The sequence below is a fragment of the Sinorhizobium fredii NGR234 genome (assembly GCF_000018545.1).
Lineage (GTDB): Bacteria > Pseudomonadota > Alphaproteobacteria > Rhizobiales > Rhizobiaceae > Sinorhizobium > Sinorhizobium fredii_A.
This window is the reverse complement of sequence record NC_012587.1, coordinates 50,684-75,207: the sequence shown is the minus strand read 5'-3', so window position 1 is coordinate 75,207 and position 24,524 is coordinate 50,684. Positions and strand designations below refer to the sequence as shown.

Annotated in this window: 21 protein-coding genes; 13 read left to right on the top strand and 8 right to left on the bottom strand. The window is 64.6% G+C overall.

All coding sequences use genetic code 11. The features are described 5' to 3' along the window. Positions 1-255 precede the first annotated feature (255 nt). From dapD to NGR_RS11695, 3 genes are all read left to right on the top strand, one after another. Positions 256-1,113, top strand: coding sequence for a 2,3,4,5-tetrahydropyridine-2,6-dicarboxylate N-succinyltransferase (gene dapD, locus NGR_RS11705; protein ID WP_012706657.1), 858 nt, complete (start codon positions 256-258; stop codon positions 1,111-1,113). 2 nt (positions 1,114-1,115) lie between these two features. Next, positions 1,116-1,499, top strand: a complete 384-nt coding sequence (locus NGR_RS11700; protein ID WP_164924145.1) for a DUF805 domain-containing protein — start codon at positions 1,116-1,118, stop codon at positions 1,497-1,499. 153 nt (positions 1,500-1,652) lie between these two features. Then, a complete protein-coding gene (locus tag NGR_RS11695; protein ID WP_012706655.1) occupies positions 1,653-3,554 on the top strand; it encodes a DEAD/DEAH box helicase in 1,902 nt (633 codons plus the stop codon). 29 nt (positions 3,555-3,583) lie between these two features. On the opposite strand, the gene NGR_RS11690 is transcribed toward NGR_RS11695, so the two are convergent. Beyond that, complete coding sequence (locus NGR_RS11690; RefSeq protein ID WP_012706654.1) at positions 3,584-4,495, bottom strand: LysR family transcriptional regulator; 912 nt, start codon at positions 4,493-4,495, stop codon at positions 3,584-3,586. A 136-nt stretch (positions 4,496-4,631) separates the two neighbouring features. Between NGR_RS11690 and NGR_RS11685 the strand changes: the two genes are divergently transcribed. The 5 genes from NGR_RS11685 (at position 4,632) to NGR_RS11665 (ending at position 11,935) form a co-directional block, all read left to right on the top strand. Continuing rightward, the gene (locus NGR_RS11685) at positions 4,632-5,447 is read left to right on the top strand and encodes an alpha/beta hydrolase (RefSeq protein ID WP_012706653.1); all 816 of its coding nucleotides are present in this window, start codon (positions 4,632-4,634) and stop codon (positions 5,445-5,447) included. 40 nt (positions 5,448-5,487) lie between these two features. Further along, positions 5,488-6,693: an efflux RND transporter periplasmic adaptor subunit gene (locus tag NGR_RS11680; protein WP_012706652.1), complete on the top strand. Its 1,206-nt coding sequence runs from the start codon at positions 5,488-5,490 to the stop codon at positions 6,691-6,693. Between the two features lie 124 nt (positions 6,694-6,817). Further along, positions 6,818-10,003: an efflux RND transporter permease subunit gene (locus NGR_RS11675; RefSeq protein ID WP_012706651.1), complete on the top strand. Its 3,186-nt coding sequence runs from the start codon at positions 6,818-6,820 to the stop codon at positions 10,001-10,003. Between the two features lie 155 nt (positions 10,004-10,158). After that, positions 10,159-11,352, top strand: a complete 1,194-nt coding sequence (gene dapE, locus NGR_RS11670; RefSeq protein ID WP_012706650.1) for a succinyl-diaminopimelate desuccinylase — start codon at positions 10,159-10,161, stop codon at positions 11,350-11,352. Continuing rightward, positions 11,339-11,935 (top strand): membrane protein, encoded by a 597-nt coding sequence (locus tag NGR_RS11665; RefSeq protein WP_012706649.1) that lies wholly within the window; start codon positions 11,339-11,341, stop codon positions 11,933-11,935. The genes dapE and NGR_RS11665 overlap by 14 nt, the downstream gene beginning before the upstream one ends. A gap of 13 nt (positions 11,936-11,948) precedes the next feature. Here the strand turns inward: NGR_RS11665 and truA are convergent, their stop codons facing one another. The 4 genes from truA to NGR_RS11645 all read right to left on the bottom strand — a co-directional run bounded on the left by truA (position 11,949) and on the right by NGR_RS11645 (position 14,963). Continuing rightward, complete coding sequence (truA, locus tag NGR_RS11660; protein ID WP_012706648.1) at positions 11,949-12,692, bottom strand: tRNA pseudouridine(38-40) synthase TruA; 744 nt, start codon at positions 12,690-12,692, stop codon at positions 11,949-11,951. After that, positions 12,692-13,627: a methionyl-tRNA formyltransferase gene (gene fmt, locus NGR_RS11655; protein WP_012706647.1), complete on the bottom strand. Its 936-nt coding sequence runs from the start codon at positions 13,625-13,627 to the stop codon at positions 12,692-12,694. Before fmt ends, truA begins: the two co-directional genes overlap by 1 nt. 183 nt (positions 13,628-13,810) lie before the next feature. After that, a complete protein-coding gene (gene def / locus NGR_RS11650) occupies positions 13,811-14,335 on the bottom strand; it encodes a peptide deformylase (protein ID WP_012706646.1) in 525 nt (174 codons plus the stop codon). A gap of 73 nt (positions 14,336-14,408) precedes the next feature. Further along, entirely contained in the window at positions 14,409-14,963 is a 555-nt protein-coding gene (locus NGR_RS11645) for an NADPH-dependent FMN reductase (protein ID WP_012706645.1), read from the bottom strand. A gap of 188 nt (positions 14,964-15,151) precedes the next feature. On the opposite strand from NGR_RS11645, the gene NGR_RS11640 reads away from it, so the two are divergent. The 3 genes from NGR_RS11640 to NGR_RS11630 all read left to right on the top strand — a co-directional run bounded on the left by NGR_RS11640 (position 15,152) and on the right by NGR_RS11630 (position 20,062). Further along, positions 15,152-16,360 (top strand): DNA recombination protein RmuC, encoded by a 1,209-nt coding sequence (locus tag NGR_RS11640; RefSeq protein WP_012706644.1) that lies wholly within the window; start codon positions 15,152-15,154, stop codon positions 16,358-16,360. Between the two features lie 51 nt (positions 16,361-16,411). After that, positions 16,412-17,311 (top strand): ribokinase, encoded by a 900-nt coding sequence (locus NGR_RS11635; RefSeq protein WP_012706643.1) that lies wholly within the window; start codon positions 16,412-16,414, stop codon positions 17,309-17,311. A 390-nt stretch (positions 17,312-17,701) separates the two neighbouring features. Next, a complete protein-coding gene (locus NGR_RS11630) occupies positions 17,702-20,062 on the top strand; it encodes a methyl-accepting chemotaxis protein (protein WP_164924144.1) in 2,361 nt (786 codons plus the stop codon). Between the two features lie 133 nt (positions 20,063-20,195). Here NGR_RS11630 and NGR_RS11625 read toward each other — a convergent pair whose 3' ends face one another. Beyond that, positions 20,196-21,140: a nucleoside hydrolase gene (locus NGR_RS11625; RefSeq protein ID WP_012706641.1), complete on the bottom strand. Its 945-nt coding sequence runs from the start codon at positions 21,138-21,140 to the stop codon at positions 20,196-20,198. 254 nt (positions 21,141-21,394) lie between these two features. On the opposite strand from NGR_RS11625, the gene NGR_RS11620 reads away from it, so the two are divergent. Together NGR_RS11620 and NGR_RS11615 are read left to right on the top strand one after the other, a co-directional pair. Next, positions 21,395-21,826: an Hsp20 family protein gene (locus NGR_RS11620; protein ID WP_012706640.1), complete on the top strand. Its 432-nt coding sequence runs from the start codon at positions 21,395-21,397 to the stop codon at positions 21,824-21,826. A gap of 49 nt (positions 21,827-21,875) precedes the next feature. After that, entirely contained in the window at positions 21,876-22,133 is a 258-nt protein-coding gene (locus NGR_RS11615; RefSeq protein WP_012706639.1) for a DUF1150 family protein, read from the top strand. 129 nt (positions 22,134-22,262) lie between these two features. Here the strand turns inward: NGR_RS11615 and trmB are convergent, their stop codons facing one another. Together trmB and metK are read right to left on the bottom strand one after the other, a co-directional pair. Continuing rightward, positions 22,263-22,961 carry a tRNA (guanine(46)-N(7))-methyltransferase TrmB gene (trmB, locus tag NGR_RS11610; protein ID WP_012706638.1) on the bottom strand — a complete coding sequence of 233 codons (699 nt, stop codon included), beginning with the start codon at positions 22,959-22,961 and terminating at the stop codon, positions 22,263-22,265. A gap of 207 nt (positions 22,962-23,168) precedes the next feature. Then, complete coding sequence (metK, locus tag NGR_RS11605) at positions 23,169-24,437, bottom strand: methionine adenosyltransferase (RefSeq protein WP_012706637.1); 1,269 nt, start codon at positions 24,435-24,437, stop codon at positions 23,169-23,171. Positions 24,438-24,524 lie beyond the last annotated feature (87 nt).

Below are 24,524 nucleotides of genomic sequence, written 5' to 3'. Positions count from 1 at the left end.
TTCATTCCTGTGCTCGTCAGTCATAAGTGCGTCTCTCTGCCGGAATCGCGAGGGCTTGCCAAGTCCCCCGTTTGGAGAGCGGGCCGAAAGGCCCTTCAACTTTTCAGAGCCAGGCGCTGCGGCGACGCAGTTCTTTCGGTCGCAAACGGTCGCTGCGGCGCACTGAAATGCCGGCCGATTCCGTCCTTTAATCGGTTCCGATTCGAGGAATTATGCAGTAGAGCTTGCTGGACAACGCGAACTTAAGGAAATCCGATGACGAACCACGACCTCGCCTCCCTGTCGCAGACGATCGAGACCGCCTTCGAAGATCGCGAGGCCGTCAGCACCAGCACACGCGGCGCGATTCGCGATGCCGTCGAGGCGGCGCTGAATCTGCTCGACAGCGGCAAGGTGCGCGTCGCCGAACGCGGCGCCGACGGCACCTGGACCGTCAACCAGTGGCTCAAGAAGGCCGTGCTGCTCTCCTTCCGGCTGAACCCGATGGAACTCGTCAAGGGCGGTCCGGGCGAGTCGGTGTGGTGGGACAAGGTTGCCTCCAAGTTCGACGGCTGGAGCGTCAACGAATTCGAGAAGGCGGGCTTCCGCGCCGTGCCGAACTGCGTCGTGCGCCGTTCCGCCTACATCGCGCCGAACGCCATCCTGATGCCGTCCTTCGTCAATCTCGGCGCCTATGTCGGCGAGGGAACGATGGTCGACACCTGGGCGACCGTGGGCTCCTGCGCGCAGATCGGCAAGAACGTGCACCTTTCGGGCGGCGTCGGCATCGGCGGCGTCTTGGAGCCGATGCAGGCCGGCCCGACGATCATCGAGGACAACTGCTTCATCGGCGCCCGCTCCGAAGTGGTCGAGGGCTGCATCGTCCGCGAGGGCTCGGTCCTCGGCATGGGCGTCTTCATCGGCAAGTCGACGAAGATCGTCGACCGCGCCACCGGCGAAGTCACCTATGGCGAAGTGCCGCCCTATTCGGTCGTCGTCGCCGGCTCCATGCCGTCCGGCTCAACCATGGCCAACGGCCAGCCGGCGCCGAACCTCTACTGTGCCGTCATCGTCAAGCGCGTCGACGAGAAGACCCGCTCCAAGACCGGCATCAACGAGTTGCTCCGGGATTGATCATGGCCGAGGAGGGGCGGCAGCCGAGCATGACCTGGCTGTTCTTCAGCCCCTCCGGCCGTATCGGTCGCCTGCCCTTCTTCCTCTCCTGGCTGCTCTGGCTTGTCCTCGGCGGCATCATCCTGATGCAGATGCTGAAATATGAGGATCAGGACGCGGCGCTGGCGCTCTGGACGCTGGCGATGATCGGCTCCGGCGTTGCCTCGACCGTCTCCATCGCCATGCTGGCGATCAAGCGGCTCCATGATATCGGCTATCCCGGCCCGCTGGCGCTCTGCCTCTTCATCCCGGTGCTGAGCCCCATCGTCTTCATCGCTCTCTGCCTCTGGCCCGGCGCGCCAGGTGCCAACGAATTCGGCGGGCACCGCAACGGCCCCAGGCGCTGACCACCCCGCCCCTGTACATTCGCTCTTCCAGCGCGTATGTAGCGCCGCAAATGAACAGGGCCGCGACGTTGGCCGCGGCTATCCGCCTGATGACGACCCGAGCCGTGGTCCGCTCGTCTGCCGGCGCGACGACCGAAATCCGAAAGACAAAATATGACAGAGTTCGAAGGGATCGCACCGGCGATCGCCGAGGCGTTGGCGAAACGCGGTTACAACACCCTGACACCGGTCCAGCAGGCCATGCTCGACCCGGCGCTCGAGGGCGCCGACGCCCTGGTTTCCGCCCAGACCGGCTCCGGCAAGACCGTCGCCTTCGGCCTGGCGCTCGGGCCGACATTGCTCGGACCGGCGAGGCAGTTCGATTCACCCGGCGCGCCGCTGGCGCTCGTCATTGCGCCGACGCGCGAACTGGCGCTGCAGGTTAAGCGCGAGCTCGAATGGCTCTACGAGATCACGGGAGCGACGATCGCGTCCTGCGTCGGCGGCATGGATATCCGCAGCGAGCGGCGCGCGCTCGAACGCGGCGCCCATATCGTCGTCGGCACCCCGGGCCGGCTCTGCGACCATATCCGCCGCGACTCGCTCGACATCTCCGCGCTTCGCGCGATTGTCCTCGACGAAGCCGACGAAATGCTTGACCTCGGCTTCCGCGAGGATCTGGAGTTCATTCTCGAAGCGTCGCCGACCGAGCGCCGCACGCTGATGTTCTCGGCAACCGTGCCGCGCTCGATCGCGACGCTCGCGAAGAACTACCAGCGCGACGCGGTGCGCATCGGGGTTGCCTCCGAACAGAAGCAGCACGGCGACATCGAATACCGATCCCTTCTCGTCGCGCCGAGCGATCGGGAAAACGCCATCATCAACGTGCTTCGTTACTACGACGCCCGCAATGCGATCGTCTTCTGTTCGACCCGCGCCGCGGTTAACCACCTGACCGCCCGCTTCAACAATCGCGGCTTCTCGGTCGTGGCGCTCTCGGGCGAACTCAGCCAGAACGAACGCAATCATGCGCTTCAGGCGATGCGCGACGGCCGCGCCCGGGTCTGCATCGCGACCGATGTGGCGGCGCGCGGTATCGACCTGCCGGGCCTCGAGCTCGTCATCCATGCCGACCTGCCGACCAATCCGGACACGCTGCTGCACCGCAGCGGCCGCACCGGCCGCGCCGGCCAGAAGGGCGTCAGCGCGTTGATCGTGCCGGTCAACCAGCGGCGGAAGGCGGAGCGACTGCTGGATGGCGCTCGCATCACCGCCACCTGGGCAAAGCCGCCGTCGGCAGAAGACGTCACAGGCCGCGACGACGAGCGTCTCATCGCCGATGCGGCCTTCGACGAGCCGCTGCGCGACGACGAACAGACAATCGTCCAGGCGCTGATCGATCGCCATGGCGCCGAGAAGCTCGCCGCCGCCTTCGTGCGGCAGTTCCGCTCGAGCCGTTCCGCCCCCGAGGAGCTTTCCGACGTCCCCCTCTTCGACGACCGCAAGAAAGCCCGCCGCGACGCCCCGGCTTTCACCGGCGACAGCGCCGCCGCGCCGCGCGCGGACTTCACCGACGGGCAATGGTTCTCGCTCTCGGTCGGGCGCAAACAGAATGCCGAACCGCGCTGGCTGATCCCGATGCTCTGCCGCCATGGCAAGCTCAGCAAACGCGACATCGGCGCAATCCGCATGCAGCCGGAGGAAACCTATGTCGAACTGACGGCCGACGGCGCCGAGCGCTTCCTCACGGCGATCGGCCCGAACCGGACGCTGGAGAAGGGCATTCGCGTCAAGACGCTGCCGGGCGCCCCGGACGGCTCGCGGCCGCGCGACGACAAGCCAGAATTCGCGAAAAAGCGGCCGCGGCCGGCAGAGGCTCAGCCGGAGCGCGGCCAAAAAGATTTTCAGCCGAAACGCAAGTTCGAAAAGAAGCCTCCCGTCAGCCAGGACACGAATCCGGAGAAGCGGGACGAAAAGCCCTGGAGCAAGAAGAAGGGGAAGCCTGACGCAAGGAAGGCGGCCGGCGACTTCAAGCCGAAAGCCAAGCGCAACAACGCCAAGAACCGGCAGGCTTGACCCATCATCCAGGCGAGTAAGCCCTCGAGCTACGCGCCATCGAGCTGCGACTGCGCGATCACCTTCACCACCCAGTCGGCAAAAACGCGCAGCCGGCTGCTCAGATGCCGGTTCGGCGGATAAACCAGATAGACCGGCATCGGATCGACCTGCCAGTCGGGCAGGACCGGGACCATGGTACCGGCGCGAAGGTCGTCGCGAACCATGAAGAACGGCGCCTGGATGACGCCCATTCCCGCTCGCGCCGCCGCGACATAGGTCGTCGCTTCGTTTGCCGCCACGGCATAGCGGCTATCGATCTCGATCTCCTCGTTCCCCCTTCGGAACTGGAAGCGCATCTGCTGCCCCGACTTCGGCAGGAAGTAGCCGACGGCATGGGTATTCTTTTCAAGGTCGGAGGGATGTTGCGGCATGGGGTGCCTCTCGAGGAAGTCCCGCGAGGCACAGGTGATGAATTTCATCTCCGTGATGCGCCGGGCGATCAGCGACTGGTCCGTCAAGGTACCGCCGCGGATTGCACAATCGACATTCTCGGCAAGATAGTCGATCGTGCGATCCGATACGCCGAGATCGATCTGTATGTCCGGGTACTTCGCCTGAAATTCGGGCAATGCCGGAATGATGATCAGATTGGCGAAGGCACTCGCCGTTTCGACACGCAGCCGCCCCTTCGGCAGGCTCTGGGCGCTCGACAGGCTGCCATCCAATTCGTCGATATCGGAAAGCAGGCGGGCGGCGCGTTCGTAGTAGAGTGCCCCGTCCGGCGTCACCAGAACCCGCCGCGTCGTGCGGTTCAGAAGCTTGGTACGAAGATGCGCCTCCAACCCCTGGATGAGATTGGTGACGGTCGCCTTCGGCATGTTGAGCGAGACGGAAGCCCGGGTGAAATTGCCGGTCTCCACCACTCGAAGAAACACGCGCATGGCCGTGAGCTGGTCCATTTTCAATAGCCGATTGTTCGAAATACCGAATAGTGTAATCAAAACCCGCGGACTATTCCAAGCAAAAGACAATGTTAGGATGTGATCGTCGCGGGTCGTCCCTCATCTAGGGATTCACCCTTTGTCGAGGCAAGAGATGGACACGCATTTTACCGAGGAGACGATGCAGACGGGCCAGGGCTCGTGCAGCGCGCGCGTCTACAAGGGTGCGTCGTTGCTCGTACCGCCGCCGGTCGTATTGCATCTGCACGGTGGAAGCTTCACGGGAGATTCTGTCGCGGCCGGAGAGAAGGTCGCCAATGCACTCGCCGCTGCCGGCGCCGTCGTCATCTCGCCGGAATATCCGTCGGCATGCCTCAACCCGTTTCCGGCAGCGCTCGACGCCGCCTATGCGATGCTGGCTTCGATGCGCAGCCGCTGCCCGCAGTTTGCGCACAAGAAGTCGCTGCTGTTCGTCGCCGGCGAAGAGGCGGGCGGCAACCTCGCCGCCGGCCTGGCACTGATGGCGCGGGACCAGTTTCTGACCGACCTCAAGGGGCAGATCCTGCTGTCGCCGCTGCTGGACCCTTGTCTGGCGACGCCGTCGTTCCGCAAGTTCTGTCCGCAGGGCTCGGTACAGTCGATTGCCGAGGGCTGGCAGCAATATCTCGGCGAAGGCCGCGGCCTGACCCACCCTTACGCGGCGCCGGGCCATTGCACCCGGCTCGGCGGTCTCGTTCCGGCCCTCGTCATCACCAGCGAGGAATGTCCGATGCGCGACGAAGCCAAAGCCTATGCCGAGCGCCTTCGGGAAGCCGGTGTTCCTGTGGAAATGCACGTGCTGCCCGGCCGTGCCGCCTGGATCCCGGCCAATGCCGCGGCTCAGGAAAGCTGGCCCGCGCAGGAAGAAACCATATCCGGCATTTTCTCCCGCTTCTTCCAGAAGGCGGGAGCGAAGGCCACACAGAAGTAAGCATAGATTGGAGCCGGCCCCCAACCGGCAAGGAGAGACCATGACGTCGAGCGTTACTCGCCGCGCCCTGTGGGGCGCCGGCCTCAGCATTCTATTGTCCGTCGCCGGCGGAGGGGCCGTCCTTCTCGGCCTCCCCGCTCACCTAAAGGCTGACGCGGCGACCGAAGCGTCGCCGGCCGCCCCGCCCGCCGTTCCGGTTTCCGTCGCCAAGGCGGAGACGCGCCGGATCACCACCTGGGAGAGCTTCTCGGGCCGGCTCGAGGCGATCGAGCGGGTCGAGGTTCGCCCCCGCGTCGGCGGCGCGATCCTCAGCGCCCATTTCCGCGAGGGGGCGCTCGTCGAAAAGGGCGACCTGCTCGTCACCATCGACCCCGAGCCCTATGCGGCCGCCGTCGAGCGGGCCGAGGCCGAGGTCGCCGCGGCCGAGGCGCGGGTGGCGCTCGCCAAGACCGAGCTCGACCGCGCCCGCAAGCTGGTCAGCACCAGCGCCATCCCGCAGAGCGGCGTCGACCAGCGGTCGAGTGCCTATGACGAGGCGCAGGCGAATGTCCGTTCGGCCAAGGCGGCGCTGCGCTCCGCCCGCCTCGACCTCGGCTATACCGAGGTGCGCGCTCCGATCGCCGGACGCGCCGGCAGGCTTGAGGTAACTGCCGGCAACCTGGTCGCGGCGGGCTCCGCCTCGCCGGTGCTGACCACGCTGGTTTCGGTCGACCCGATCTATGCGAGCTTCAACGTCAACGAGGAAGTCGTCGCAGCGGCGCTCGCCAAGCTCTCCGCTTCGGCCGGCGCCGATTCGATCGAGCGCATTCCGGTTGAGATCGGCACGGCCGCAGACGAGGGCACGCCGATCAGCGGCCATATCCAGTTGATCAACAACGAGGTGGATGCGGCAACCGGCACCATCCGTGTCCGGGCGGCGCTGGAAAATCCTGATGGCCGGCTTATCCCGGGGCAGTTCGTACGGATCCGTATCGGCGATCCGGCGCCGGCGGAGAAACTGGTGATCAGCGACCGTGCCATCGGCTCCGACCAGGACAAGAAATTCGTGCTGGTCGTCGGCTCGGACAACAAGGTCGAATACCGGCAGGTGACCCTCGGCCCGACGTCTGACGGCATGCGGATCGTCGAAAGCGGCCTGAAGCCCGGCGAGAGCATCGTCGTCAACGGCCTGCAGCGGGTGCGCCCCGGCGTCGTCGTCGCGCCGCAGCCGGCCGAGCAGGCAACTGCCTCGATCGCCAAACCATAGACAAGGCGCGCCCTGCCTCCCGGAGAGGCGGAGCCAAGACATCCAACGGCATCAATCGGCGCGCGGCGGACACTTCCGCCGCAGACGCCCCTTTGTTTGCCTGAAGTTCCCAAGGGGGATCGTTATGAACTTCTCTCGCTTTTTCGTCGATCGCCCGGTCTTCGCGGGCGTTCTCTCCGTGCTGATCTTCGTCGCCGGCCTGATCGGCATGACCGGTCTGCCGATCTCCGAATATCCGGAGGTCGTGCCGCCGCAGATCGTCGTGCGCGCCCAATATCCGGGCGCCAACCCGTCCGTCATCGCCGAAACCGTCGCGACCCCGCTCGAAGAGCAGATCAACGGCGTCGAAGGCATGCTCTACATGCAGAGCCAGGCGACCGCCGACGGCCTGATGACGCTGACCGTCACCTTCGAGCTCGGCACCGACCCGGACCAGGCCCAGCAGCTGGTGCAGAACCGCGTTGCACAGGCCGAACCGCGCCTGCCGGAAGAGGTGCGCCGCCTCGGCGTCACCACGGTGAAGAGCTCGCCCGACCTGACGCTCGTCGTGCACCTCATCTCGCCGAACGGCCAATATGACATCAACTACCTGCGCAACTACGGGGTCTTGAACGTCAAGGACCGGCTGGCCCGCGTCGAGGGCGTCGGCCAGGTGCAGATCTTCGGCGGCGGCGACTATTCGATGCGCGTCTGGATCGACCCGGAGAAGGCGGCCGAGCGCGGTCTTGCCGCCAGCGACATCGCCAATGCGATCCGCGGCCAGAACGTCCAGGCGGCGGCCGGCGTCATCGGTGCCTCGCCGTCCGTTGCCGGCCTCGACCTGCAGCTTTCCGTCAATGCCCAGGGACGGCTGAGGACGCCGGAGGACTTTGCCGAGATCGTCGTCAAGTCCGGCGAAAACGGCGAGATTACCCGCCTCGGCGACGTCGCGCGTGTCGAGATGGGCGCCGCGGACTATTCGCTGCGCTCGCTGCTCGACAACAAGGCCGCCGTCGGCATGGGCGTCTTCCAGGCACCCGGATCGAACGCCATCCAGATCTCCGAGAACATCCACAAGGCGATGGCCGAGCTGAAGCAGACCATGCCGGAGGGCGTCGACTACGAGATCGTCTATGACACGACGCAGTTCGTCCGGGCGTCGATCGAGTCGGTCGTTCACACGCTTCTCGAAGCGATCGCTCTGGTGGTTCTCGTCGTCATCGTCTTCCTGCAGACCTGGCGCGCCTCGATCATCCCGCTCGTCGCGGTTCCCGTCTCGATCGTCGGCACCTTCGCGGTGATGTATGTCTTCGGCTTCTCGATCAATGCGCTGAGCCTCTTCGGCCTGGTGCTGGCGATCGGCATCGTCGTCGATGACGCGATCGTCGTCGTGGAAAACGTAGAACGCAACATCGCGCAGGGCCTTTCGCCGGTGCAGGCGACTTATCGCGCCATGCAGGAGGTCTCCGGCCCGATCATCGCGATCGCGCTGGTGCTCGTCGCCGTCTTCGTGCCGCTTGCCTTCATCACCGGGCTGACCGGCCAGTTCTACCGCCAGTTCGCGCTCACCATCGCAATCTCGACGGTGATCTCCGCCTTCAACTCACTGACGCTGTCGCCGGCGCTAGCCGCCCTTCTCCTGAAGGACCATCACGCGCCGAAGGACAGCCTGACGCGCATCATGGACGCGCTGTTCAGCTGGTTCTTCCGCGGCTTCAACCGCTTCTTCGGAGCAAGCTCGGAAGCCTATAGCCGCGGCGTTGGCGGCATCCTGACGCGCAAGTCGCTGATCATGGGCCTCTATGTCATCCTCCTCGGCGTCACCTTCGCGCTGTTCCGCTCCGTCCCCGGCGGCTTCGTGCCGGCTCAGGACAAGCAGTACCTGATCGGTTTCGCGCAATTGCCGGATGCGGCGACGCTCGACCGCTCGGAAGACGTCATCCGGCGGATGAGCGACATCGCGCTGAAGCATCCTGGCGTCGAGCACGCCATCGCCTTCCCGGGCCTGTCGATCAACGGCTTCACCAACTCGTCGAACTCCGGCATCGTCTTCGTGTCGCTGAAGCCGTTCGAGGAGCGCACGACGCCGGAACTCTCGGGCGGAGCGATCGCCATGCAGCTGAACCAGGAGTTCGGCGCCATCCAGGACGCCTTCATCGCCATGTTCCCGCCGCCGCCCGTCCAGGGCCTCGGCACGACCGGCGGCTTCAAGCTGCAGATCGAAGACAAGAACGGCCTCGGTTACCGGGCGCTCGACGATGCGGCCAAGGCCTTCCTGGCACAGGCCGCCCAGACGCCGGAGCTGGCCGGGCTCTATTCGAGCTACCAGATCAACGTGCCGCAGCTCTATGCCGACCTCGACCGCGTCAAGGCGCGCCAGCTCGGCGTTGCCGTCACCGACGTGTTCGAGACGCTGCAGATCTATCTCGGCTCGCTCTACGTCAACGACTTCAACGCCTTCGGCCGTACCTACAGCGTGCGCATCCAGGCGGATGCGAACTACCGCAGCCATGCCGACGACATCGGCAAGCTGAAGGTCCGTTCGCAGTCTGGCGAGATGATCCCGCTGTCGGCGCTTCTGACGGTCGAGCAGACGGTCGGCGCCGAAAGAGCGATCCGCTACAACGGCTTCCTCGCCGCCGACATCAATGGCGGGCCGGCACCGGGCTTCTCGTCCGGCCAGGCGCAGGAGGCAATAGAGCGGATCGCCGCCGAGACGCTGCCGCCCGGCATCAGCTACGAATGGACGGACCTGACCTACCAGCAGATCCTTGCCGGCAATTCGGGCGTGCTGATCTTCCCGCTGGCGCTGCTGCTCGTCTATCTGGTGCTGGCGGCCCAGTATGAGAGCCTGCTCTTACCGATCTCGATCATCCTGATCGTGCCGATGGGCATCATGGCGGCGCTCACCGGCGTGTGGTTGACCGGCGGCGACAACAACGTCTTCACGCAGATCGGCCTGATCGTGCTTGTCGGCCTTTCGGCGAAGAACGCCATCCTGATCGTCGAGTTCGCCCGCGAGCTCGAGCTGTCGGGCAGCAGCGCCGTCAGCGCCGCGATCGAGGCGAGCCGACTGCGCCTGAGGCCGATCCTGATGACCTCGATGGCCTTCATCATGGGCGTCGTGCCGCTCGTCACCTCGACCGGCGCCGGTGCGGAAATGCGCTCGGCCATGGGTGTCGCGGTCTTTGCCGGCATGATCGGTGTCACCGCCTTCGGCATCTTCATGACCCCGGTCTTCTATGTGCTGATCCGCAAGCTCTCCGGCGAGCGGCCGCTGAAACACGCGGGAGGCCATATCGAAGCGCCGCATCTCGCCCCCGGCGAATAACCTGGAATCGACATCCAACGGGCCGGGCCATCGTCCGGCCCGTTGCCGTTTCCGGGTGCCTCGCCGTCTCATCGGGCGTGACAGCCGGGGACCGATCGGATAAACCAGCAATCTCAGTTCCTTGGCCCACCGGCTTCCCGCAGGCATTCCGCTCGATGTTCCCCACCGATCCGATCTCCAATCTCGCTGCCCTCATCCGTTGCCCCTCGGTCACCCCGGCCGAAGGCGGTGCGCTTACCGCTCTGGAAGCGATGCTGGCGCCGCTCGGGTTCTCGGTCGATCGGGTCGTGGCGAAGGAGGCAGGCACGCCGGATATCGAGAACCTCTATGCCCGGCTCGGCGCCGAAGGACCGCATCTGATGTTCGCTGGCCATACGGATGTCGTGCCGGTCGGCGACGAAGCCGCCTGGTCCCATCCGCCGTTCTCTGCCGCGATCGCCCGCGGCGAAATGTACGGGCGCGGTGCCGTCGACATGAAGGGCGGCATTGCCTGCTTCGTGGCGGCTGTGGCCCGCCACATCGAGAAGCATGGCCGCCCGAAGGGCTCGATCTCCTTCCTGATCACCGGCGACGAGGAAGGTCCGGCGATCAACGGCACGGTGAAGCTGCTCGAATGGGCCGCCCAAAAAGGCGAACGCTGGGACGCCTGCCTTGTCGGCGAGCCGACCAATCCGGAGAGCCTCGGCGACATGATCAAGATCGGCCGGCGCGGCTCGCTGTCCGGCCGGATCACCGTGCATGGCGTGCAGGGCCACGCCGCCTATCCGCACCTCGCCGACAATCCGGTGCGCGGCATTCTGCAGCTCACGCAAGCCCTGATGGACTCGGCCTTCGACGCTGGCACCGACACCTTCCAGCCATCCAATCTGGAGGTCACGACGATCGACGTCGGCAATGCCGCCGTCAACGTCATTCCGGCCAGGGCGAGCGCCGCCTTCAACATCCGCTTCAACGATCACTGGACGGCCGAAAGCCTGAAGGCGGAGATCGTCGCGCGTCTCGACCGCGCCGCGAAGGACGAAACGCTGCGTCCCGGTCGGCAGCCGGTCAAGTACGACATCGTCTGGAACGAGCGGCCGAGCCACGTCTTCCTGACGCGCAACAATGCGTTGATCGATTCGCTTTCCGGCGCAGTCGAAGCCGTGACCGGGCGCCAGCCGAAGCTCTCCACCACCGGCGGCACGTCGGACGCCCGCTTCATCAAGGACTATTGCCCGGTGGTCGAATTCGGCCTCGTCGGCCAGACGATGCACATGGTCGACGAGCGTGTCGCCATCGCCGATCTCGAAACCCTGACCGGGATCTACGAAGCCTTCGTCGCCCGCTGGTTCGGCCATGCCGCTGCTTGACGAGGTTCTCGCCTATATCAAGGGGCTCTGGCTGCTGATCCAGGGAAACCGCGACGGTTACAACTGGTTGGATATCAGTGAAGGCGGCCTGTGGCGCTCCTTCGCGGCGATCCTCTGGTCGCTGCCGGCCATGGCCGTGTCCTGGGCCTCCTGGCGGCTCTATTATCTTTCGGCGATGCCGAGCGGCACGACCGTCGGCATCGGCTTTTTCCTAAAACTGCTCGTCGTCGATCTCGTCAGCTGGCTGCTGCCGATCGTGCTGGTCGCCGCTCTTTCGCGCCCCCTCGGATTCGGCCCACTGGTCGTGCCGGTGATCGTCACCACGAACTGGCTCTCGGTGCCTCTTTCCTATGCCATGGCAATTCCGGCTGCGCTCCTCCTGCTGGCCCGTGGAGGCCATCAGCTCACGGCTCTCTTGTCGCTGATCGTCCTTGTTGCCGGCGTCGTCCTGCTGTTCCGATTGCTGCGCACGATAACCGGCAACCAGAACCTGCTCGCTTCGGCGCTGACGGCCCTATACCTGCTGCCGTCGATGATGCTCGCACAATATCTTCAGCACTTCTTCGGCCTGATCCCCGGCTGAGACAGCCGAGCGGTCAGTAATCCACCTGCATGAAAAATAGACCTTCCGGCGGGGCGACCGGTCCACAGGCCTTGCGGTCGCGCGCCTCTAGCGCCGTCTTCAGGTCGTCCGGCGTCCACTTGCCTTCGCCGACCAGCTTCAGGGAGCCGGCAAAGGAGCGGATCTGGTTGTGCAGGAAGCTCTGCGCCGTCGCGCGGATCTCGATCAGTTCGCCGCTGCGCGTCACGTCCAGCCGATCGATGGTGCGCAGCGGGCTGTTCGCCTGGCAATGGGCGGAGCGAAACGTCGTGAAATCGTGGTGGCCAACGAGATGTTGCGCCGCTTCGTGCATTGCCTCATGGTCGAGTGTCTTCGGCACCCACCAGGCGCGCCGCGCCTCGAGCGCCAGCGGCGAGCGGCGGGAGATGATCCGATACAGGTAGTGCCTGCGGATCGCCGAAAAGCGCGCGTCGAATTCCGGCGGCACTTCCGCCGCATCGAGAATCGAGACGCGCTCTGCGGCAAGGGCAAGGTGGGCGTTCAGCGCGTTGCGCAGCGTGTGCGTCTTCCATTCGCGCGTCAGGTCGAGATGCGCCACCTGGCCCATCGCGTGAACGCCGGAATCGGTACGGCCCGCGCCGCGGATCGACACCGTCTCGCCGGTCAGGGACAGGACCGCTTTCTCGATCGCCCCTTGCACGGAGGGGCCGTTCTCCTGCCGCTGCCAGCCGACATAGTCGGAACCGTCATACTCGACGGTCAGGCGATAGCGCGGCATCAGCAAATCCTCGTGCCGGCGGCAATCGGCGAGCCGCGCAGGAAGTCAGGCGTAGCAAGCGGCTTGCCGCCGGCGCGCTGCAGGCGGGTCGGTCGAACCGCCCCGTCGCCGCAGGCGATCGTCAGGGCATCGTCCAGGATCGTGCCGGGCGCACCGGCCCCTGCCGCAGGCTCCGAGCCAAGCACCTTGATCCGCTCCGTCCGCCCGGCGGTCTCGAGTTCGAACCAGGCGCCGGGAAAGGGCGCGAGTCCGCGGATATGGTTGTGTACGTCGGCCGCCGGCTTGGTGAAATCGATCCGCGTCTCGTCCTTCGAAATCTTGGCAGCGTAGAGAACACCTTCTTGCGGCTGCGGCGTCAGCGGCAGTTCGCCCAGCTCGAGCTTCACCATGGCTTCCTTCATCAGCGCTGCCCCGGCATGCATCAGCTTGTCGTGCAGTTCGCCGGCCGTCATCGTCTCGCCGATCGGCACGGTCTTCGTCAGGGCAACAGGGCCGGTATCAAGGCCCTTGTCCATCTTCATCACCATCATACCGGTCTCGCGGTCGCCGGCCATGATCGCCCGCTGGATCGGTGCGGCGCCCCGCCAGCGCGGCAGGAGCGAGGCGTGGCCGTTATAGCAGCCGTAGCGGGTGCCCGAGAGGATTTCCTCGGGCAGCAGCAGGCCATAGGCGACGACGACCGCGACATCGGCATTGAAATCTCGGAAAGCCTGCCGGTCGGCGGCATCCTTGAAGTTGACGGGCGTCAACACCGGCACGCCGAGAAGTTCGGCAGCCTGATGCACCGGCGACTTCTGGAGATCGAGGCCGCGCCGGCCGCCGGGGCGCGGCGGCTGGGTGTAGACGGCGGCGATCTCATGGCCGGCCTCGACGAGAGCGGCGAGCGTCGGCACGGAGAATTCCGGCGTGCCCATGAAGATGATGCGAAGCGGCAAGGCGGTGAACTCCGTCTTTCTTCACAGCGCCGCGCGCCTTATGAGGCGCGCAAAGGTCGCTGTGGCACTTTGAATTGCTGCATGTCTTTATCCTTAAATCGAAGTCGATTTAAGGAGACACGCAGTTCGCCCGAAGCAGGGCAGCGGTTCCGGTTCAAGCGCCATTCAGGGATCGCCCGGCGATCAAATCGCCTTGGCACCGCGCGTCTTGGCTGCCTTGGTGAACTTGCGGATCACCATGTCGCGCTTGAGCTTGGAGATGTAATCGATGAACAGAACACCGTTCAGGTGGTCGATCTCATGCTGCAAGCAGGTGGCCAGCAGGCCGTCGGCCTCAACCGATTGCTGCTTGCCGTCGCGATCGAGATATTCGACGGCAATCGCCGCCGGGCGCTCGACCTCGGCATAGTAGTCCGGAATCGACAGGCAGCCTTCCTCGTAGACGGAACGCTCCTCGGAGGATTTGACGATCTTCGGGTTGATGAAGACCAGCGGCGTCTTCTCTTCGCCTTCTTTCGAGACGTCGAGAACGAGGAGGCGCCTCGGCACGCCGATCTGGATCGCCGCCAGCCCGATGCCCGGGGCGTCGTACATGGTTTCGAGCATATCGTCGGCAAGGCGACGAATGTCGGCGTCGATGGTCTCGACGGGCGTCGAAACCTGGCGGAGGATGGGATCGGGAAGGATGATGAGCGGCTTGATCGTCATGCTGCTCCCATAGCCGATCTTTTCGTAGGGGCGCAAGAAATTTGCCGATCAGAGACAACCGAAAGCTTCGCGTCTACCATTGGCCTACTGCGTCGACGCGAACCGATTGGCAGAACTCCGAAAATTCCTTGAGGAAGATGTCGACGCGGCTTCGATTCTCGGGTGTTCCGACGATCTGCCGGATTGCTTCCGGTGTCTCCTTCATCAGCGGAAAGCGCAGAAAAATCTCGCTGTTGAAGTTCGAGGTGACCGTGGACATGACAGTGCGAAGCGTCGCCAGCATATCGTCGCCTCGGTGCGATGCATGGGCCAATACAACCGGTTTGCTGACGATGACCTCCGCGGATACCAGCCAATCGATGGCATTCTTCAGTCCGCCCGGTAGGGTCCTGACATATTCCGGGCTGGAAAGGATAAGGCCGTCACTCGCTTCGATGGCCTCCATGAAGTCGCGAACGCTGCGAGGGGTGGCTTCCCCTTCGAGGTCCGGAGAGAACACGGGCAGCGCACCAATCCTATGGAAAACGCGGATGTCGAACCGTGGCGCTGCCACCTGCCTGATCGCCTCAAGCATCGCCGTGTTGGTGGAGTTCCTTCGGGTGCTGCCGGATATGGCCAGGACTTTCATGGTCAGCACAAACTCCTTGAAGTCATTGTCCGGGGTTCAGAATTGGCCGGCGCGAGGGTGCCATAGCCGCAGAGCCGATGCACCGCAAATGGTGCGCAAGGACTCAGCCTTCATCCCGTTCGTAGCAGCGCTGTATCTGTTCTTGTTTTGATCTGGTTTTCGACTGCGAATCCGTTTAGGTTGTGGCCATGGAGCCCATTGCCTTTTCCTTCGATCAGCCGCTGTTTCTCATCGGCAGCTTCCCCGTAACGGCTGGCCACCTGGTCATCCTTGCGGCTTTCCTCTTCGTTTTGGCGGCGATTGCGGCCGCTCGCAGGGCCCGCATGCTTCGCGCCGACGACCGGGATCAACAACTCTCGGCGCTGCTCGCGGCGCAGACCGAGATGCAGGGACGCATCGCCGCCATGGCGGACGTGTTCGGCGCGCGCCAGGCGGAGCTCAACCAGTCGCTCAGCCAGCGCATCGACGGCATGACGCACCGGATCGGCGCCTCGATCAGCGAACAGACGAAGGCGACGCATGAGAACCTCCGGCGGCTGCAGGAGCGGCTCGCGGTCATCGACAGCGCCCAGAACAACATCCAGTCGCTCGCCAAGGACATGGCCGGGCTGCAGAGCATTCTTTCAAACAAGCAGACGCGCGGCGCCTTCGGCCAGTCCCGCATGGAGGCAATCGTCGCCGACGGCCTGCCGATCGGCGCCTTCACCTTCCAGTCGACGCTCTCGAACGGCGCGCGGCCGGACTGCATCATCCGCATGCCGAACGGCCAGCCGCCGCTCGTCATCGACGCAAAATTCCCGCTCGAGGCCTGGAACGCCATGCGCGATGCGGACAGTGCCGAGCGGCGCCATCAGGCGTCTCAGGCTTTCCGGCGCGACATGGAGGTGCATATCCGCGATATCGCCAGCAAATATCTGCTGGCCGGCGAGACGCAGGACACGGCCTTCCTGTTCGTTCCGTCCGAGTCGATCTTCGCGGAGATCCACGAGCATTTCGAAGCGATCGTGCAGAAGGCGCACCGCCAGCGCGTCGTCATCGTTTCGCCGTCTCTGCTGCTGCTTTCCATCCAGGTGATCCAGGCGATCCTGAAAGACGCACGGATGCGCGAGCAGGCGCATCTGATCCAGGGCGAGGTGGTGCGGCTGATGGAGGACCTGACCCGCCTCGACGAGCGTGTCAGAAAGCTGCAGGGCCACTTCGCAATGACCCAGAAGGACGTCGAAGACATCCTGATCTCCTCGGACAAGCTGACGCGACGCGGCGCCAAGATCGAGGCGCTCGAACTGGAAGCGATCACCTCGGCCAACCATGCGGACAAGCCCATTGGCGACAAGGCCGACCGGACGGTCGACAACCGCGTCGGGCAATTGAAGCTTCGGGTGGTTGACGAGGACTGACCGCCTCGGGCACTCTCCGGCAAAATCAGCAACCCGACGGGACAACTCCACATGATCACTGTTTTTGGGTCCATCAACATGGACCTGATCGCCACGACCGCACGTCTGCCGAAGCCCGGCGAGACCGTCGCCGGAACCGGCTTCTCGACTGCCGCCGGCGGCAAGGGTGCGAACCAGGCGCTAGCGGCCCGCCGTGCCGGTGCTTCCGTCCGCATGGCCGGCGCCGTCGGCTCGGACGGCTTCGCGGCAGGCGCTCTCGCACTGCTCAAGGAGGCCGGCACCGACCTCGGCTTCACCAAGACCGTGAACGAGCCGACCGGTACCGCGCATATCCTTGTCGGCGGCGACGGCGAGAACGTCATCGTCGTCGTGGCGAGCGCCAATGCGACGGTGAGCGAGGGCGATGCCGCCACCGCCGTCGAGCAAATGTCAGCCGGCGACACGTTGATGCTGCAGCTCGAGATTCCCGCGGCCTCGGTGGAAAAGGCGCTTGTCGAGGCAAAGCGCCGCGGCATCCGCTCGGTCATCAACATCGCGCCGCTGACGCCCGAGGCTGCCCGCCTCGGCCGCATGGCCGATATCGTCATTGCCAACGAGACCGAATTCGAACTCCTGGCCGGCAAGAGCGGCATCGCCGGCGCCGAACGCGAGGCGGCGATGAAGCGCCTTCACGACGAAACCGGGCAGACGGTGATCGTCACGCTCGGCGCCGAAGGGGTCGCCGCGGCTCACGGGGGCGAAATCCATCGCGCCAAGGGGCTGACCATCGAACCGGTCGATACGGTCGGGGCCGGCGATACGTTCTGTGGCTATCTCGCCGCGAGCCTGGACGCGGGCCTCTCCTTCCCCGATGCGCTGCGCCGCGCCGCGGTCGCCGGGTCGCTCGCCTGCCTGAAAGCGGGAGCGCAACCCTCCATACCGCTCGCCTCCGAGGTCGCCGCGCGTCTTTGACCGCGACAGCCGATTTCGCCTGGTTTCGCAATCCGGATAGGTTTTGGCGCAGCTACGATGCTTGCCGCGCCGAATCCACTCTGGACAGCCAGGAATTGGCTTGGTTGTTGGCCGTATTTTAATCTTTGTTGATCTATCCAGATTGCGAGGCAGCCCACTCGCATCGGGCCGGCTCCTGCATGCCGGTCGGCATCACGCACTCCATGATGGAGACTCACCCCACTTTGGAATGTCATGCCGCAGGTACGAACCTGCGGACCTCTTGGAGCGGGATAAGGGAAAAGTGTTTGCGGTTTTCCGCCCGGATCCCGCTCCAGCCTATGAATCGATCACGGTGACGATTTGGGTCGGTCCGACCCAAATCAGCGTGATCTCGTGCGTGAGGATTTCATGTTCAACTTCCATGCCAAATCGCTGGCCACCAAGCTGATCGCTGTCACGGGCGGCACGATCGCTCTCGTGTTGCTCGCGTCGAATTTCGTTCTCATCTCGCAGACCCAGGACCGTGTCGAGACGCTCGTCTTCGACGGCGCGAAGACCGAGGCCCGTGCGATTGCCGCCGATATCGCCGGCAGCGTCGGAGAGCTGGCGGCCGCTGCCCGCACCATGTCGGGCGTGCTTGGCCGCGGCCATGCCGGGAAATCGACCGACCGTGCCGGCGCCATCAACCTGTTGAAAGCCAATCTCGATCAGCACGACTTCGCCTTCGGCAGCTGGTTCGCCGAGGAGCCCAAGGCCTTCGACGGCAGGGACGTCGTCAACAACACCGAGCTTGGCGGCAATGCCGAAGGCGCGTTCACGCCCTATTGGTCGAAGGATCGCAACGGCAAGGCAAAGCTCTCGACCTTCCGTGCGGACTATGCGGCCGAATGGTACAGCCTTGCCGCCAAGAGCGGCAAAGGCGCCATCACCCAGCCTTATCTGGCCGAAGGCACCGACGTTCCGACAACGATGACATCGATCGCCTATCCTGTCATGTCCGATGGCAAGATGATCGGCGTCTCGGGCGCCGACATCTCGCTCGCCTCGCTTGCCGACCGGCTCGCAACGTTGAAGCCCTTCGGCTCGGGCCGCGTCTACCTGCTGTCGCAGGGCGGCAAGTGGCTTGCCGCGCCGATCCCTGATCTCCTGATGAAGGATTATGAAGGCGAAGGCGCCGACGTCATCAAGAACGCCCTGTCGTCGGACGCTTCAGGCATGATCAAGAACCTGACCTATGACGGAAACGAGCCCTTCGACCGCGTCGTCTATCCGTTCAAGCTCCCCGATGTGAATGCGAGCTGGGTCATCCTCGTCGACGTGCCGCGCACCGCCATCAACGCGCCCGTCAACGACCAGACCTATATGATGATCATCGGCGGCATCGTCGTCCTCGGAGCCGTGCTCGCCGGCCTCTATCTCGCCGTGCGCCGCTTTGTCCAGAAGCCGCTCGCCGGGCTTGTCCACGACGTCGAGACGCTCAGCAATGGCGACTATGCCAGGCCGATCTCCGGGCAGGACCGCTTGGACGAGACCGGTTCGGTCGCCAAGGCGCTCGAAGGCTTCCGTCACCAGCTCGCCGACACCAAGCGCCTCGAAGGCGAGGCCCGCCACGAACGCGAACAGGCCGAACGGGAGCGCAGCCGCTCGGAAAGCGAGCGGGCCGAAACCGGCGCGCTGCAGCGCGACATCGTCGCGCGCCTCGGCAAGGGTCTGTCGCATCTTGCCTCCGGCGACCTTGCCTACCGGATCGCCGACGAGTTCCCGGGCGAATACGCCCAGCTGAAGCGCGACTTCAACGCGACGATGGAGAGCCTCGAGGAGACGATCCGCACCGTCAACCATTCGGTCGTCAATATCGGCAGCGGCACCGGCGAGATTTCAAGCGCCGCCAACGACCTCTCGCACCGGACCGAGCAGCAGGCCGCAAGCCTCGAGGAAACCGCCGCCGCCCTAGACGAGCTGACGTCGCAGGTCGATGCCAGCGCCGAGAATGCCAAGGTCGCGGCAAAGTCGGTCGAACTGGCGAGCAGCGACGCCGCGCAGTCCGGTGAGGTCGTCCAAAAGGCGATTGCGGCGATGCAAGGTATCGAGCAATCCTCGAACGAGGTGAGCCGCATCATCGGCGTCATCGACGAGATCGCCTTCCAGACCAACCTGCTCGCCCTCAACGCGGGTGTCGAAGCCGCCCGCGCCGGCGAGGCCGGCAAGGGTTTTGCGGTCGTCGCGCAGGAGGTCCGCGAGCTCGCCCAGCGCTCGGCGAACGCCGCCAAGGAGATCAAGACCCTGATCAATACCTCGGCCGGGCAGGTCCGCGAGGGCGTCGATCTCGTCGGCAAGACGGGCGGCGCGCTCAAGAAGATCGCCGAGCAGGTGGTGCAGATCAACGGCCTCATCCGCCAGATCTCCGGTTCGGCCTCCGAGCAGGCCGTCGGCCTCAAGGAGATCAACGCGGCCGTCAACCAGATGGACCAGGTGACGCAGCAGAATGCCGCGATGGTCGAAGAGACGACGGCGGCCAGCATGACGCTGAACGAGGAAGCCCGCACGCTGAGCGGGCTGGTTGCCCGGTTCAGCGTGGCCAAGCGGGAGCCGGCGCAGTCGTCCGCCGATATGCTGCGCAGCGCCGCCTCCAGGATGCGAACGGCAGAGGCTCCACGCCCCGCGCCGGAACAGCCGGCAGCACGCGGCTACTCGACCCCCACCCAGCGCGTTCTCGCGCAGACGGCCGGCGGCAATGCGCTCGCCCGGGACAATTGGGAAGAGTTCTGATCCGACTCCGTATGAATCGTGAAACGGCGCCGCATGCGGCGCCGTTTTCGTTTTTTGCGCGCCGGGGACTAAGACCCCTCCCCAACTCCTGCCCACAAGGGGAGAGGGCTCGCTGGGTTTGCAGAAAGCGAACCTAAAGACGCGCCAGGCGGTCGGTGAGGAGCTCGAAGAAACCCTCGTCGTCGATGTGGCGCATGACCTTGGCATTGTGCGTGCGGCCGGTGACCTGCCACCAGTCGACGACCGTCATGCCGGTCGTCAGCGCCGAGGTCGTCTCGATCTCGACATTGCAATCCCGGCCGGTGAAAAGCTCCGGTCGCAGGAGATAGGCAATCACGGTCGGGTCATGCAGCGGACCGCCGTCGGTGCCGTATTTCTCGATGTCGAAGCGTTCGAAGAATTCCAGCATCTCCGCCAGCGCGACCGCCGCCGGGCTGCCGATGGCGCGGATCTTCTCGACTCGAGCCCTGTGGGTGAGGACGCGATGCGTCACGTCGAGCGGCATCATGACGATCGGGATGCCGGAGCGGAAGACGATCTCGGCGGCTTCCGGATCGACATAGACGTTGAATTCGGCGGCCGGCGTGATGTTGCCGCCTTCGAAGAAGCCGCCGCCCATCATCACCAGTTCCCGAACCCGCGGCGCGATCTCCGGCGCCTTGGTGAGTGCGAGGGCGATATTGGTCAGCGGACCCAGCGTGCAGAGCGTCACGGTACCCGGCGCTTCGGCAAGCAGTGTCTCGATGATGAAATCGACGGCGTGCTGCTCTTCCAGCGGCATCGTCGGCTCGGTGAGCGCCGGCCCGTCGAGCCCAGTCTTGCCGTGCACATGTTCGGCGGTCACCAGCGGGCGCGCGACGGGGCGTTCGGCGCCGGCGAAGACCTTGACATCGGTTCTATTGCAGAGCTCGCAAACGATCCGCGCGTTGCGCGTCGTCAGCGTGAGCGGCACGTTGCCGGCCACAGTGGTGACGCCGAGCACGTCGATCTCTTCCGGGCTGCCAAGGGCAAGCATGATCGCGGCGGCATCGTCCTGTCCCGGATCCGTGTCGATGATGATCTTTCTCGCGTTCGTCACTTTCTTCCTCCTGCGAGCCGGATGGTATCGGATGCCAGGCGATGGCCTGGGTTCCGACGAGTTGCCGAAGCGAGACTGCCATGCAGCAGCCTTCCCTCGCGACGGGATTTTGAGCCTTTGCAGCGGACTATGATTTGCGCGCGGGCCAGAGGCAAGCCGCTTGCACTCGTTGCGCACAGCTACCATATTGCTCCGAAGGATGCTGCTTGGCAGGTCCGGAGAAATGGTCGCTTGAGCTGACAAGGACTTGCGGAATGAGCAGGATTACGCCTTTTACCAGCCCGCTCCTGGTGGGTTTCGACAGCATGGAAAAAACCCTCGAGCGGATCGCCAAAGCGAACGACGGATACCCACCCTACAATATCGAGCGCATTCGCGGCGATAGCGCCGCCGGCACGCCGGAGCGGTTGCGGATCACGCTCGCCGTCGCCGGGTTTTCCGATGAGGATCTGGAGGTGACGACGGAGGAGAACCAGCTCGTCATTCGCGGCCGTCAGGTCGAAACCGGCGAAAGGGACTATCTGCATCGCGGCATCGCCGCCCGGCAATTCCAACGGACCTTCGTCCTCGCCGATGGCATGCGGGTGCTCGGCGCCGAGCTTCGAAACGGCCTGCTCTCGGTCGATCTGGTGCGCCCCGAGCCGGTCCGTATGGTAAAGAAAATTAACATTTCGGTCCCAGAATAGGATACCCGGCGGGATTTTCCTGTCGCGCCGGCGACCACGGAGCATCACCATGGGACTGAAAACCATCACCTCATCGCTGTCGAAGAACGACCTTGCGCATCTCGGCGCGGGCGAAGTCGGCTATATCCGCAAGATGCGATCGGAGGAAGTCTCCCGCTGCTTCCCGGAAGCTCCCGAGATGGGGCCGGGCATCGATCTCTGGGCCCTGTTTGCGGCGGACGGCACGCCGATCCTTTTGACCGACAACCGCTCGAGCACCTTCTTCAAGGCCGCCGAGGACGACCTGCGCACCGTCAGCCTGCATTGATCGACTGACAGCGCACTTTAATTCGCCGCCTGCGGGGAACGCGGAGAGTTCCGCGTCTCCCCCATCCGGCCTGCCGGCCACCCTCTCCCCGCGAGCGGGGCGAAGGAGATTCGCGGCAAGAGCTAACCCTTAAGCGCGGCGGAACGTCAGATAGGCGGAGCTGCGCCCTTCCCGGCGGGCCTTGGCTTCGTAACGCGTGCTCGGCCAGCCGGAAAAGGGGGTCAGCCAATCGGCCGATCTTTCCGCCGTCCATTCGAAGGCCGCGTGATCGCGGCAATGAATAAGTGTCCAGTTGACGTAGCTGTCGATATCCGAGGCGAAGCAGAAGAGGCCGCCCGGCTTCAGGACGCGCGCGAAGCGGTCAAGATTGACCTTCGAGACGAAGCGCCGCTTCCAATGCTTCCGCTTCGGCCAGGGATCGGGATAGAGCAGGTCGACTTGGTCGACAGAAGCCGGTGGCAGCCAGTCCAATACCTGCGTCGCATCGTCGTCATAGAGTCGGACGTTGTCGATTTCTCTCGCTTCGATCTGCCCGAGCAGCTTGGCCATGGAATTGATGAAGGGCTCCACGCCGATGAAGCCGGTCGATGGATCCTCCGCCGCCCGATGAATGAGATGCTCGCCGCCGCCGAAGCCGATCTCCAGGCGAACCCGGTTCACCGCGGTCGGAAAAAGCGCCGACAGGTCTGTCGGCGCCGGCTCCTTCAGATCGAGCCTCAGGACCGGCAGCAAATTCTCGAGCTGCGCGGCCTGGCGCTCCCGCAACTGCTTGCCCTTGCGGCGGCCGAAAAAGGCCTCCGTTGCTCTGGCGCGGCGCGGTTCTGTCATATCGTTCTTCCTCGGATCAGAAAAATTCCGGTCATTCAATCGAAGACACACACACGATCGCCTTCAATCTGTCCAGGCGCAGGCTCCGGAACCTTCACAGATTACTGCACGAACAGAGGGGCGGAGGCTCTTTCCGAGCATCCGCCCCCGAACTGATTGGCCTGCATTCCCTGGCACGGGAGGCTCTCAGCCGCCCATGTATGGGACTTAAGCGGCGCGGCTGTTGATTGCCGTGGCGTCGAGCGAGATCGCTTCCTTCAGCGGCTTGACGAGGTCGAGCTTCTCCCAGGAGAAGGAACCGTCGCGGCCAGCCTTGCGGCCGAAATGCCCGTAGGCGGAGGTCTTCGCGTAGATCGGCCGGTTGAGGTCGAGATGGCGGCGGATGCCGGTCGGCGAAAGGTCCATCGTCTTGCGGATGGCCTTCTCGACCTGGTCTTCCGAAACCTTGCCGGTGCCGTGCAGGTCGACATAGATCGACAGAGGCTGGGCGACGCCGATCGCGTAGGAGAGCTGGATCGTGCAGCGCTCGGCAAGGTTGGCTGCAACGACGTTCTTGGCGAGATAGCGGGCGGCATAGGCGGCCGAGCGGTCGACCTTGGTCGTGTCCTTGCCGGAGAAGGCACCGCCGCCATGCGGTGCTGCGCCGCCATAGGTATCGACGATGATCTTGCGGCCGGTGAGGCCCGCGTCGCCGTCCGGTCCACCGATGACGAACTTGCCGGTCGGGTTGATGTACCAGGTGCAGTCGTCGGCGATCTTCAGGTCGTCGAGTGCCTCACGGATATAGGGTTCCACGACCTTGCGGACCTTGGCGGAATCCCAGCTGTCGTCAAGGTGCTGGGTCGAAAGAACGATGGAAACCACCTCGGTCGGCTTGCCATCGACATAGCGCACCGTCACCTGGCTCTTGGCATCCGGGCCGAGCCTGGCGACGTCGCCCTCGCCCTTCTTGCGGGCCGCGGCGAGCAGATTGAGAATGCGGTGCGAATAGTAGATCGGCGCCGGCATGAGCTCGGCGGTCTCGCGGCAGGCATAGCCGAACATGATGCCCTGGTCGCCGGCCCCTTCCTCGCCCTGCTTGTCGGCGGCATTGTCGACGCCCTGCGCGATATGCGCGGACTGGAAGTGCAGGAGCACGTCGATCTTCGCCGTCTTCCAGTGGAAGCCGTCCTGCTCATAGCCGATGTCGCGGATCGCCTTGCGGGCGGCGGCCTTGAACTTCGCCGGATTGATGACGTCGCTGCCGTTCTTGTCCTTTTTCAGGAGGCTCGGCGGCAGGCGGACTTCACCGGCGATGACGACGCGGTTGGTCGTCGCCAGCGTTTCACAGGCAATGCGTACTGTCCACGGGTCGACGCCGGACTTCGCCGCTTCACGGTAGACCAGATCGACGATCTCATCGGAAATGCGGTCACACACCTTGTCCGGATGACCTTCGGCAACGGATTCGCTGGTGAACAGGTAATTTGCGCGCATACGGGAAGTCCCCTCAATGAAAGAAGCGGGTTCACTGTTAGTGGTTTTGGCGCCGAAAAACAAGCGCACAAGGACATAAATATATCT

Excerpts from the sequence above, each read along its gene's own strand:
- NGR_RS11695 (WP_012706655.1), top strand. The coding sequence starts at position 1,653 with ATGACAGAGTTCGAAGGGATCGCACCGGCGATCGCCGAGGCGTTGGCG.
- NGR_RS11685 (WP_012706653.1), top strand. The coding sequence starts at position 4,632 with ATGGACACGCATTTTACCGAGGAGACGATGCAGACGGGCCAGGGCTCG.
- NGR_RS11630 (WP_164924144.1), top strand. The coding sequence starts at position 17,702 with ATGTTCAACTTCCATGCCAAATCGCTGGCCACCAAGCTGATCGCTGTC.
- NGR_RS11635 (WP_012706643.1), top strand. The coding sequence starts at position 16,412 with ATGATCACTGTTTTTGGGTCCATCAACATGGACCTGATCGCCACGACC.
- metK (WP_012706637.1), bottom strand. The coding sequence starts at position 24,437 with ATGCGCGCAAATTACCTGTTCACCAGCGAATCCGTTGCCGAAGGTCAT.
- def (WP_012706646.1), bottom strand. The coding sequence starts at position 14,335 with ATGACGATCAAGCCGCTCATCATCCTTCCCGATCCCATCCTCCGCCAG.
- NGR_RS11675 (WP_012706651.1), top strand. The coding sequence starts at position 6,818 with ATGAACTTCTCTCGCTTTTTCGTCGATCGCCCGGTCTTCGCGGGCGTT.
- NGR_RS11700 (WP_164924145.1), top strand. The coding sequence starts at position 1,116 with ATGGCCGAGGAGGGGCGGCAGCCGAGCATGACCTGGCTGTTCTTCAGC.
- dapD (WP_012706657.1), top strand. The coding sequence starts at position 256 with ATGACGAACCACGACCTCGCCTCCCTGTCGCAGACGATCGAGACCGCC.
- NGR_RS11615 (WP_012706639.1), top strand. The coding sequence starts at position 21,876 with ATGGGACTGAAAACCATCACCTCATCGCTGTCGAAGAACGACCTTGCG.
- NGR_RS11645 (WP_012706645.1), bottom strand. The coding sequence starts at position 14,963 with ATGAAAGTCCTGGCCATATCCGGCAGCACCCGAAGGAACTCCACCAAC.
- dapE (WP_012706650.1), top strand. The coding sequence starts at position 10,159 with ATGTTCCCCACCGATCCGATCTCCAATCTCGCTGCCCTCATCCGTTGC.
- NGR_RS11620 (WP_012706640.1), top strand. The coding sequence starts at position 21,395 with ATGAGCAGGATTACGCCTTTTACCAGCCCGCTCCTGGTGGGTTTCGAC.
- NGR_RS11665 (WP_012706649.1), top strand. The coding sequence starts at position 11,339 with ATGCCGCTGCTTGACGAGGTTCTCGCCTATATCAAGGGGCTCTGGCTG.
- trmB (WP_012706638.1), bottom strand. The coding sequence starts at position 22,961 with ATGACAGAACCGCGCCGCGCCAGAGCAACGGAGGCCTTTTTCGGCCGC.
- NGR_RS11640 (WP_012706644.1), top strand. The coding sequence starts at position 15,152 with ATGGAGCCCATTGCCTTTTCCTTCGATCAGCCGCTGTTTCTCATCGGC.
- NGR_RS11690 (WP_012706654.1), bottom strand. The coding sequence starts at position 4,495 with ATGGACCAGCTCACGGCCATGCGCGTGTTTCTTCGAGTGGTGGAGACC.
- truA (WP_012706648.1), bottom strand. The coding sequence starts at position 12,692 with ATGCCGCGCTATCGCCTGACCGTCGAGTATGACGGTTCCGACTATGTC.
- NGR_RS11680 (WP_012706652.1), top strand. The coding sequence starts at position 5,488 with ATGACGTCGAGCGTTACTCGCCGCGCCCTGTGGGGCGCCGGCCTCAGC.